General features: G+C 66.0%; 9 protein-coding genes. 5 read left to right on the forward strand and 4 right to left on the reverse strand.

What is annotated here, in order from left to right:
• Nucleotides 1–23: 23 nt before the first annotated feature.
• Nucleotides 24–677 (reverse strand): hypothetical protein, encoded by a 654-nt coding sequence (locus ACIQJT_RS40685; RefSeq protein ID WP_402650505.1) that lies wholly within the window; start codon nucleotides 675–677, stop codon nucleotides 24–26.
• Nucleotides 678–1,614: 937 nt separating this feature from the next.
• On the opposite strand from ACIQJT_RS40685, the gene ACIQJT_RS40690 reads away from it, so the two are divergent.
• Complete coding sequence (locus ACIQJT_RS40690) at nucleotides 1,615–2,883, forward strand: sensor histidine kinase (protein ID WP_402650506.1); 1,269 nt, start codon at nucleotides 1,615–1,617, stop codon at nucleotides 2,881–2,883.
• A 667-nt stretch (nucleotides 2,884–3,550) separates the two neighbouring features.
• Here ACIQJT_RS40690 and ACIQJT_RS40695 read toward each other — a convergent pair.
• Nucleotides 3,551–3,946, reverse strand: a complete 396-nt coding sequence (locus ACIQJT_RS40695; protein WP_402650507.1) for a transposase — start codon at nucleotides 3,944–3,946, stop codon at nucleotides 3,551–3,553.
• A gap of 55 nt (nucleotides 3,947–4,001) precedes the next feature.
• On the opposite strand from ACIQJT_RS40695, the gene ACIQJT_RS40700 reads away from it, so the two are divergent.
• On the forward strand, nucleotides 4,002–4,433 hold the full coding sequence (locus ACIQJT_RS40700) for a hypothetical protein (RefSeq protein ID WP_402650508.1): 432 nt from the start codon (nucleotides 4,002–4,004) through the stop codon (nucleotides 4,431–4,433).
• A gap of 87 nt (nucleotides 4,434–4,520) precedes the next feature.
• On the opposite strand, the gene ACIQJT_RS40705 is transcribed toward ACIQJT_RS40700, so the two are convergent.
• Both ACIQJT_RS40705 and ACIQJT_RS40710 read right to left on the reverse strand, forming a co-directional pair.
• A complete protein-coding gene (locus ACIQJT_RS40705; protein WP_402650509.1) occupies nucleotides 4,521–5,069 on the reverse strand; it encodes a DUF4262 domain-containing protein in 549 nt (182 codons plus the stop codon).
• On the reverse strand, nucleotides 5,066–5,425 hold the full coding sequence (locus ACIQJT_RS40710; RefSeq protein WP_402650510.1) for a nucleotidyltransferase domain-containing protein: 360 nt from the start codon (nucleotides 5,423–5,425) through the stop codon (nucleotides 5,066–5,068). The genes ACIQJT_RS40705 and ACIQJT_RS40710 overlap by 4 nt, the downstream gene beginning before the upstream one ends.
• Here ACIQJT_RS40710 and ACIQJT_RS40715 point away from each other — a divergent pair.
• From ACIQJT_RS40715 to ACIQJT_RS40725, 3 genes are all read left to right on the forward strand, one after another.
• A complete protein-coding gene (locus tag ACIQJT_RS40715; protein WP_402650511.1) occupies nucleotides 5,410–5,703 on the forward strand; it encodes an isochorismatase family protein in 294 nt (97 codons plus the stop codon). The genes ACIQJT_RS40710 and ACIQJT_RS40715 overlap by 16 nt on opposite strands.
• Nucleotides 5,691–5,768, forward strand: coding sequence for a hypothetical protein (locus tag ACIQJT_RS40720; RefSeq protein ID WP_402650524.1), 78 nt, complete (start codon nucleotides 5,691–5,693; stop codon nucleotides 5,766–5,768). Before ACIQJT_RS40715 ends, ACIQJT_RS40720 begins: the two co-directional genes overlap by 13 nt.
• Before the next feature lie 906 nt (nucleotides 5,769–6,674).
• Nucleotides 6,675–10,406 (forward strand): LamG domain-containing protein, encoded by a 3,732-nt coding sequence (locus tag ACIQJT_RS40725; RefSeq protein WP_402650512.1) that lies wholly within the window; start codon nucleotides 6,675–6,677, stop codon nucleotides 10,404–10,406.
• Nucleotides 10,407–10,583 lie beyond the last annotated feature (177 nt).

The following is a 10,583-nucleotide window of genomic DNA, read 5'->3' on the forward strand; positions in this document are numbered from 1 at the left end:
CCTGAACAGGCGCTCATATGGGATCAGGCGCTGACTGGGGCCGACTCGTCGGCCGATTCCGAGGCCAACTGCACCGCCGCCTCAGCGCGGGCGTAGAACACCGACCTGCCCTGCTTGATGCGCTGAATCTCGTTCTTGGCGACCAGGCTCTCCAAAGTGACACGCACGACGGGCACCTTGATACTGCGCTGAGGGTAAGCCTCATCGAGGGTGGCAGCGATCTCCGTCGCCGAGAGCGGCGTGCTCTGCTTGGAGAGGTGATCGCGGACGAGGCCGATCAGGGTCGATGCCTTTTGCGTCGCCTTGGTCTTGCCCGCTCCGCCGGCTGATGCCTTCTTGTCCACAGCACCGCGGAACTTGGGCGTGTTCCTGCCAACCCGCGCTGAGCCGCCCGACGGCGGACCACCGGCTTCCTTCTTCGCCGCCTCCTTCCGCGCGGGCGGCACCGTCTGTGTCTGCGATGACGGAGTCACCTTGGTGGTGTCTGTGGCTGCACTGATAGCCTGCTGGATGTTGACCAGTACCACTTCGTCGCGCTGCAGAACCTCCAACTGCTTCCGCAAAGACTCGATCTGCTCGTTGATCTGCGCTTGCTCCTGGGAATTACGCTCAAGATCGGCACCAACCTGAGCGGTGTATTGCGAGGTCAGCTCAACGGTGGAAGTGCTCTCTGACACGACGCACACAACCCCTTTCCTGGTCCACAGTCGATGGAGGGAGAGTGTGACACACAGATATATCTCTTACCGAGCGGCCCGTGACATTGCGGCGGCACGCGGGCGGCAAATGCGACATGTGGAACATTCGTAAACGTTCGATTGCCGGTCGTGTGGCTCAGCGTTCCAGAAGCGAGGGGACGGCAGTACGGCCCCTCCCGGCCTGCCTCGTGCGAACCCATCTCACACCAGACGCGACTTTGGCCGAGTTGCCATATTGGTGGGCGGATCAGCTCTGGTAAGTACTGCTCAAGACGGTGACGCAGGGGGAGTCTTCGCTGCCGGATATAGCACGAGGCACGTATGCACAGAATCGCCCCAGACGAGGGACCCTCTCTTTGCCCGTCCATGAGATTGTCGCACCCATGATCGAGCCGCGGGCGATCGGTGACATCAGTGTCATCGCGGTGTCGCCCGAGAGGGTGCTGGACGCCCTTCGGAGTGCGTAGCGGGTGGCTCTGGGCACGGGTGCTCATAGGTCCCGGCGGGCGTCGGCCTTCGGGGCACGTGCCAATGAAGGCGCTGCTGTACGCGACGGCGAGTTCGTCGGTCAAGGTGGCCGAGAGGTAGAGCAACGCTCGAAGTGGCGCCACCAGAACTTCCTCCGTCAGGGCATGGGCCAACGACGGAACCAGGACGCGGCCACGAAGGGGCCAAGGCACCAGGGGCATCCGCTCCAGTGGCTCCGTTGCAAATCGGAGAAGGACATACGTGTCGAAGCCTTCCGCGCGCCGAGCGGCCGGCGAGGTGTGTGCAGCGGGAACTGGCCGGATGCCCGCGGACTACCTGGGACGAGGTGACTGCACAGTTCGTCGAGCGCAAGTACTCCAGAGGGAGTACGCAGGATGACGGCAGCAGGCGGACGCAACCAGCGGCCCGGCCGTCTAGCGTGGCTGACATGACAAGTCCAGGGCCCTCATGGGAGAAGCGCAATTCCTGCCGAGTGCCGCAGGACGGGCGGTGGTCTGGCCCGGCCGAGCCACCGTGGCCGATGCGGCACTGGCTCGAAGGAGCTACGGACCGCATTCCGTGGCCGTCGACGCTGGTAATCGCCGTGTTTGTCGCCGTCGGAACCGCCGGGGCGTCGGGCAACCAGCCCGAGCGGGAGCGAGCCATCTGGCTGACGTACGTCCTCGTTCTAAGCGCGGTTGTCCTGCTGCTGCTCCGGCACCGCAGGCCGCGGATCGCGGTCGTCGGCACCAGCGCGGCGATGCTCATCTATTTGGCGCTGGGCTACGCGTACGGGCCGATCTTCATCCTCGTCGTCGTTGCTGCCTTCGCCGCCGTCACCGCGGGGGAACGGCGCGTCGTTTGGTGGTCCCTGGGGGTTTTGTGGGGCGGGCAGGTGCTGATCGGGCACTGGCTGTACCGCTGGCTGCCGCCTGCGGATGACGGGATCGCCAACTGGGGACAGGAATTGTTCCTCGCCGCGTTGATCGCGGCTGTCACCGCTGGCGGCGAGCTCGGCCGCACCCGCAGGGAGCAGTGGGCGCAGGCAGGGGCCGAGCGCAAGGCCGCCCGGCAGCGCCGCGCTGACGAGGAGCGGATGCGAATGGCCCGCGAGCTGCACGACGTCCTCGCGCATAGTATCTCCGTGATCAACGTGCAGGCCGGTGTCGGACTCGTCCTCCTTGACCAGCATCCAGAGAAGGCCCGCGAGGCGCTCACCACGATCAAAGCCGCCAGCAAGGAGGCCCTCGGCGAGGTCGGCCGGGTGCTCGAAGCCCTTCGCGCCCCCGGCGGTGCACCCCGCGCGCCCGCTCCCGGACTGGACCGGCTGGGCGAGCTCACCGAGCACTTCGCCGACGCTGGCCTCAACGTCGAAGTCCGCCACGAGGGCCGCCGCAGGACGTTGCCTGCAAGCACGGATCTCGCCGCCTTCCGGATCGTGCAGGAGGCGCTCACCAACGTCGTTCGGCATTCCGCCTCCCGCACGGCACGGGTGGTCGTCGACTACGGCCCCGACGCGCTACGGCTACGCATCGACGACGACGGCCCGGCAGTGCCGGGCGCGATGACCGGCGACGGCAACGGGTTGGTCGGCATGCGGGAGCGCGCCGCCGGACTCGGCGGAAGTGTCGAGGCCGGACTGCGGGACGACGGCGGATTCCGGGTGATCGCCAACCTTCCGCTGCGCGGTGCGGCTCCGGTGTCCACCGGCGGCTGAAGGAGAGGTGTTGCCATCCGATGCGAACCGCGATGTGACGCCGCGAGTCGGATACTACCGAACTTGATTGAGTGATGTCGGGGCCCGCTGCAGGGTGGCAGGGGCCAGCTCACGCCTTCCCGGTGTGGCCGGAGCACGAGGATGATGGTTGCGTGATCCGAGACTTCCCGCCGTTGCCGTTGCTCCAGTACGCCGTGGTCCGTATCGGCTGCTCACCAGGTGTGCCTGCCCGAGATCGCCGCCTATTTGCGGGAAGTCGGTGTCCCAGCAGGGCTGATCGGTTATGAGTACCAACCGCTGACTGAGGCAACGCTCCTGGACGGGATCGGTGAGAGCGGGTCGGTCGTCTTTTGGCCAGCGGCCTGTTCGGTCGACTCGGCGTCGATGTGGCTTCGCGTCGCGTCGTGCAGATTCCCAAGATCGGGTCCGCGACGGCCTGGCATGTGAACAGGGACGTCGAGGCGTTCCACCAGTGCGCCGCGGGCACCATCGCCCGCTTTCCTTTTCTACGAGGAAGACGAGGAGGACAGGAGGCAGGAGGTGGCGGACGAGCTTCGTCAGCTCCTCGCTACTCTCGATGCCACCGCATTCGCAGACAACGGGTTGTGGGAGACCTTGTGTGATGACGTGGCGATGGGCGACTATGCGAACTGGGTAATGAGTCACCTCAGTCCTCAAGGCTCGGGCCGGCGGTTGCGAGGCAGCCGTCGACGAGTTCTGGACGGTAATGGATCCTCTTGAGCCGACGTTTCACGGCTCGGGTGATCTGGGTGAGGTCTTCGGCGGCGAGGTTGCCGATCTCCCGTTTGCCCAGCCAGATTCCCTCCTGTGGGTTGAGGTCCGAGGCGTAGGCGGGCACGTGGAACACGGTGAGCCACTCGGCGTTCGTCTCGATGAACGCACGCATGCCGGCGGTCAGGTGCTGGCGGAGGTTGTCCCGGACCAGGACGATCGGGCCGCCGAGCTGATTGCGAGCGCGGACGATCAGGTCGCGGAAGTCGCGCCAGCCGAAGCCCTTCAGTTCGCCCTTGCGGCCGCGATACTCGCGGATCGAGTAGATCACGGGACCGCTCGCCCGGTGCCTCGCCGCGACCGGGCAGGGCCAGGCGGCGGCCAAGATGCTGCTGTGCGCCGAAGACGATCTACGCAGCGCGCACGACGGCATCAGGGAACCGGACCGCACCTTCTTCTTCGGTGAGGCGTCTCTGGCACATGAGACGGCCTGTGCCCTGCGCGACCTCAAGGACGAGAAGGGTGCGGTCGGCCAGTTCGGGCGCAGCGTCCGCACCCGCGGGGCGGCCTTCAAGCGGACGCACGCCGTGACGCTCGGCTACCTGGGGGCCACCCAGTTATCCGCAGGCAACGTCGTAGAGGCGTGCGCGACTTGGTCCCGGGCACTCGATGCGATGGAGGACGGCGGACGGCATCTACTCCGGTCGCACCCGGCAGCGCGTGATGAAGATGCGGCTACTCCTCTCCCCGTACCGGGGCCGCGGATCGAGGGCGCCGTGAATCGCATCAAGAAGATCAAGAGGCAGCTCTATGGTTGAGCCGAATTCGAACTGCCCCACAAGATGATCTTGCTCCAGTAGCTCCCCACGGCGGTGTTGCTCTGTCGCTGGCCGGCACTTTCGGGATCAGAGTTCGGTAGTCCAGATCCCGACGGGGTGTTCACCCGGTGGCAGCCACAACTGAGGCTGCGACTCTTGATATCTCTCCTCGGCCTGTTCTTCCCAAGGGAAGCGGCCTTCCATGTCGGGCCATGCAACTTGCAACACGGGAAATGGAGGCCTCCGGTAGAACCGGATGGCCCGCCCGAAGAAGGTTCGGTACCAGCGGAGATCCACCTGCCTGAGCACGACTTGGTGACCGTCGACAACGTCAGGATGCCTCTGGCCGTCAGCCAGTACAGCCCTCGCGGCGGACTTCTCTCCGAGCCTGTTGAGCATGCGGTGCATGGCGTGGATATCGAGTCCGAACATGGCGAGCTCAGGCGCGCCGTGCGTGTGCGACAGCCCGATCGTGTAGGCGAATCCAGGACCAATCTCGTCTTCGGGAACCATCACGACGTGCCATCCGTGCTGCTGCACCTTCTCGATGATCGTCAGGTCAACGCGGTCTGCTTCGTCCCGGTCACCGTAGTCATGGCAGAGAACGCAGCGGCATTGGAACGGATCATCAGTCATGCGCGGAGGGTACGAGGTGAGCGCTTGATTCGGGCAGGCGGGGTTCGTGACCACGGGGCGACAGCGAAGAACAGATCGATGTCGGACCAGCGATCTTCCTCACCTCGTGCGAACGACCCCGTTACGGCCCCGCCACTGATCCTCGGGTCCTGTCGGGCGCGCTTGATCAGGGCAGTTCGCGTCTGCGTGCGACGCTCGGGAGTGAACACCCAAGCCACCCTACGTCTCAGGTTTGCTCCCCACGATGATCCAAACGAAGGACGTGGGTCTCTTCGCTTTGATGACGGGGGGATCGCTGGTCGGACGTCCGAAGTGTCGGCGAGCCAGATAGTCTCGCGGGATGCCGGACACAGCACTGCTCATCATCGACATGCAGAGTGCCTTGTTGACCGATGCCCATGACGTCGAGGCATGTCTGCGCAGGGTCGCCAACCTTGCCGAGCAGGCTCGCTCCGCTGGCGTGCGGCCCATCTATCTGCGACAACGGCTGTCTGACGTGCCCGCTGGCCTGAACGAGATCCATCCGGCGGTGGCGCCCCGACCCGGCGATGTCGTACTCGACAAGGACAGCACTGACTCCTCCTCGATACCGGGCTTGGGGAGCTACTGGACGAGCGAGCCGTGCGCTGTCTGATCGTCACCGGGTTCGCCACCGAGTACTGCGTCGACTCAACCAGCCGCAGCGCGCTCTCGCGTTGATACGACCTCGTACTGGTTGCAGACGGACACACCACGTCTGAACGACCGCCTGGTGCTGCACCGTCGGCCGCTGAAGTCATCGTTCACCACAACACGACCTTCTCGACCATCCAGTACACCGGTCGCTCCATCACGGTCACACCGGCTGCGCACATCCGCTTCCGGTCGCTGGGATGGGATGCCGCAGCGGTGAGGTGAGCAACCCGACTGCATCATCCGGCGGACCAGAGGAAACCTGCCAGGGTGCGCCAACCTGGCTCTGTTTGCACGGATTCGAGCCAGCTCCAGCCACACGTCATCGTCGCCGATGCGTATCCGCGGCTCTTCTGTCGTCGTCCTTCGACCTCCACGGTCTGGACTCGAGATCATACGGGCCCCACTCCCAGCGTCGGAAGTCGTCTCGGCATCCATTGACCCGTGCTCGGCGAACCTTCCCTGGCAGAGCGCGAGCGGGCGGGGACGACGGGTGGCCAGTGAGTGACGGCGGCCTCGAATTCGCATCGTGATTGGACCTGTCGGGATGCAAGGCTCACGCGCACGCGGTCCGGAGCATCGGGAATTGCGATCGCGAATGGTCGTGGCTTCGTGTGTGAGTGTCTGAAGTCGGAGTCATGCGGTTTGGCGCCGAGATAGGGGTCGTTGAGGCGGCGGGACGGGGTCGTGCGGGAGCGCTCTGGACTCAGCTTGATGGTTGGGGGTGTCGTTTCAGTGGCGGGCGGAGTTGTGGCGTGGAGTCCCCTGCTTTTGCTGTGGGTTTGCTGTGAGAGGGGGGGTGATTCGATTCAGTCCTGATCTGACCCTGCCAATTTTGGTCACCCAGAAGTGTTGACTTGCTGCAGCGAGTGAACTTAGATCTTCAACTTGTAAAGATCCGTTAAGGGTGGGGTGGGGGCTATGGGGTGGCGTGTGTCGCGCCGTCATGCCTGTGCGCATGCGGTGCACAGCAAACACGGTAGACGGGGCCGGCGAACCGGGGGACGGTTCCTGGCGAGCGCGGTGGTGACGGTGTTGCTGGCCGGGCTGCCCGTTGTGGCGGGGTCGGCGCCGCAGGCCCAGGCGGATGCGACGCCGGAGGCTCAGGCAGCCTCGGCGAAGGCCGCCGAGTCGGGTGAGCGGGTCGAGGTTGTGGGGCAGCGCACGGAGTACTCGACGACATATGCCAATCCTGACGGCTTGACCTTCAAGCTGGTGCAGTCGGCCGTCCCGGTGCGGGCAAGGCTCGGTGACGGTTCGTGGGCTGCGCCGGATGCGACCCTGGAGCGGCGAGCCGACGGGTCGATCGGGCCAAAGGCCGCGGTCCTGGACATCGCCCTGTCCGGCGGCGGTGATGGTGCCGATCTGGTGACGCTGGCCGACAGCGGGACATCGTTGTCTTTGGGGTGGCCCGGGGTGCTTCCGCCGCCGGTGCTGGACGGTGCGTCCGCCGTGTATGGGGACGTGCTGCCGGGTGTGGATCTGCGGATGACGGCCACTGCTGAGGGCATCCGGCAGGTCCTGGTGGTCAAGAATGCGACGGCAGCGGCCAATCCGGCGTTGAAAAAGCTCGATTTCTCCTTGAAGACCAAGGGCCTGACCGTCCGTGACGAGGGCGGAAACCTTTCTGCCGTGGATGCCAACGGAAACACGGTCTTTCGTGCGCCGTCCGCGCAGATGTGGGACTCCGCAGGGGACGCGGCGGCTACCTCGCCGGCGAGCGCGTCGCAGGCTTCGTTCAGCCTTGCCTCGGTGAACGAGGTGGCAGCGTCCGAGGATGACGGGTCCGGTGAGAAGTCGGCAGACCCCGCGGAAGGCCCGGGTGACGGCGACGTGTCAGTGATGCTGCCGGTGTCGGCGGACAAGGATTCGGTGACGGTGGTACCGGATGCGGACCTGCTGACCGGTGCGGACACGGTGTACCCGCTGTACATCGACCCGGATGTGTCGTGGGGTGAGTCGGAGCGCACGCTGTTGTCGTCCGACGGGGATACGTTCTACAACTTCTCCGGCGGTGACGACGGTAAGGGTGTCGGCTACTGCGGCACCTATGTGACCGGCGGTTACGCCTACTATTGCGGTTCGGGCTACAGGAACCGCATGTACTTCGAGTTCTCGCCGAGCCAGTTGGCGGGCAAGGAGGTGCTAGATGTCACGTTCCGGGTCACGGAGCGGTTTTCGATGTCGTGCGAGCCCTCGTGGGTGGATCTGACGCGCACCGGGAACATCTCCTCGTCCACCAAGTGGCCGGGGCCGACGGCGAACTGGGATCTGATGGTCGACCGGTACGTCTCGGCGGGCCGGGGTTCGGCCTGCGACCCGAGTCAGCCGGACAAGGCGATCGAGTTCAACGACAGTGCAACCGAGCCCAACGAGAACCTCACTTCGACCGTGAAGAAGTTCGCGGCCGGTGACATCTCCCGTCTCACTTTGATGCTGAAGGCACACGACGAGTCCGACCCCAACGGCTGGAAGCGGTTCGACGACGACGCGACCCTGGACGTGGACTTCGTCGGCATTCCCGCCAAGCCCACCACCATCGGCCTGGTCACCGGCGACGGTGTCCAGTGTGAGACCGACCAGAGCGATCCGTTGATCGTCTCGACCCCCAACGCCCGGCTGACGGCGACCGTGCAGACCGCCAAGGGGGGTGAGGCAGACGCCCTGCTGCGTGCCGCCTTCGACGTCGACAAGTACACCGCCAGCAGCAACTCCTGGTCGCAGGCGGTCGCCGAGATGGAGCGGCCCACCAGTGGTCACGCCGCCGACAACACCCAGTTGTACGCCGACACTCCGACGCTGACGGATGGCACGCTGTACCGATACCGGACATGGACCCGCTCCTACTACAACGACTACAACAGCCATCTGTCCTCACCGTCCAACGCCGCTACGGGCGACTGGTGCTACTTCAAGGTCGACTCATCTCGCCCGAAGGCCCCCGGTATCGCGGTGGCCAGCCCCTATTCCCGGTGCACGGCCAACGCCTGCGCGCCCGGAGGCGGGCCGGGGGTCAAGGCGACCTTCACCTTCACCCCGTACGCCGGGGACACCAACACCGCCTATATGTACCGGCTGTCCACGGACGTCTCCTGGTCTGCTCCGCTTCCCGGTGCGACCGTGACCAAGGACATCGTCCCGAGCGCGCCCGGCACGTACACCATCTATGTACGCGCCAAGGACACCATCAGTTGGGGCGCGCAGAACGCCATCGATTTCGTGGTCGCCGAGGGGCCCGGTCCGGTCGGGCAGTGGCACTTCGACGAAGCCAGCGGTGCCGCAGTCGATACCTCGACGACGGTGACGACCGACCAGGACAACGCCGCCCTTTCCGCCTCGGGCGCGTCCCGGGACGGACACGGCCGGCGCGGGTTCATCACCAAGGACGCCACCGGCAACGACCTCACCACCCCGGTGAATGACACCGGGCTGGCCCTGGACGGTTCCGCGGGCTATGCCGCGACCTCCGGCCCGGTGCTGGAGACGCGGGCCTCCTACACGGTCTCGGCCTGGGCCCGCATCGCCTCGGCTCCGGCGCACAACTACGCTGTCGTGTCGCAGGTGAGCAGCGATGCCACCGCATCGGGCTTCGCGCTGTACTACTCCACCTCCTACAAGGGGTGGATCTTCAACTGGCACTGGCGGGACGCCGCCGGGGCCTCGCACATCGTCCGCTCCTACGCCAACCAGACCTCGGTCCCGTTCGGCGTCTGGACCCACCTGGCCGGCGTCTACGACTCGACTGCCAAGACCATCCAGCTGTACGTCAACGGCAAGCCCCAAGGCACCCCGGTCGCGCTGGACACCGGGCAGCCCACGGCCGCCAACGGCAGTTTCCTGATCGGCCGCACTCTCTACACGGCCGGATCGCCCGCCGACTACTTCGGCGGGCAGATCGACGAGGTGCGGGCCTGGCAGGTCAAGCTCACCGACGAGCTACTCTCCACGGATGCACGGCTGAAAACCTCCAATAACTACGCGGGAGCCGAGCTGGTGGCTGCCTGGAACCCGGTCGATGCCGCCGGGACCACGCTCGCGGACACCGACTCCGGCTACGGCCGCCCCCTCACCCTTTCCGGTGGCGCCTCACTGGACGGTGAAGGGATCGTGCTTCACGGCGCCGACGACGCGGCCACGGCCTCCGGTCCGCTGGTGGACGAGACCGGTTCGTTCACCGCGACCACCGCCGTGCAGCTGGACCCTGACGCGCTGGTGGCCAAGGGCATCGGCTACACCGCGCAGGTGATCGGCCAGCCCAGCGCCGACGGGTCCGCCTGGGGTTTCTGGTACGAGCTGAAGAACACCGACATCGACCCGGAGACAGACAAGACGATTCCGGTCGGCCTCTGGCATTTCGGACGCCTCAACGCTGACGGCAGCTTCACCGGCGTCACCTCTGACGCGGCGGCCATGCTGGGCAGCCCGGTCCGCCTGACCGGGGTGTACGACGCCCAGTCCGGCACCGTCAGTCTCTACCTGGGGCTCAACCAGAACGGATCCGACACCGCCTACACAGCCGTCATCGGATCCGGGGACTTCGCCGTCGGCAAGGGCTTCGCGAACTCCGCCTGGGGCCACTACCTGCCCGGCTCCGTCACCGACATCCGGGTGTGGGCCGGTGCGATGGCCAGCCAGGATCAGATCGCCAGCACCGTCGGGGACTGACCCCAGCACCACACCACCGCAGCACGGGCCGGGCGGCGGCACCCACCGCCGCCCACCCTGCTCCTCGTCCGTTCCGTCACCCATCACACGGGTCGCCGCCCGTGCCGCCATCACGCCTGCCGCGCTCTCGGACTTTCCCGGTCTACTTCACTTGGGGGTTTCGTGCGTACCCGAACA

Origin of the sequence: Streptomyces sp. NPDC091972 (genome assembly GCF_044756385.1) — a bacterium.
GTDB lineage: Bacteria > Actinomycetota > Actinomycetes > Streptomycetales > Streptomycetaceae > Streptomyces.

Coding starts and splice junctions, on each gene's coding strand:
- ACIQJT_RS40700 (WP_402650508.1), top strand. CDS start 4,002: ATGCTGCTGTGCGCCGAAGACGATCTACGCAGCGCGCACGACGGCATC.
- ACIQJT_RS40690 (WP_402650506.1), top strand. CDS start 1,615: ATGACAAGTCCAGGGCCCTCATGGGAGAAGCGCAATTCCTGCCGAGTG.
- ACIQJT_RS40715 (WP_402650511.1), top strand. CDS start 5,410: ATGCCGGACACAGCACTGCTCATCATCGACATGCAGAGTGCCTTGTTG.
- ACIQJT_RS40705 (WP_402650509.1), bottom strand. CDS start 5,069: ATGACTGATGATCCGTTCCAATGCCGCTGCGTTCTCTGCCATGACTAC.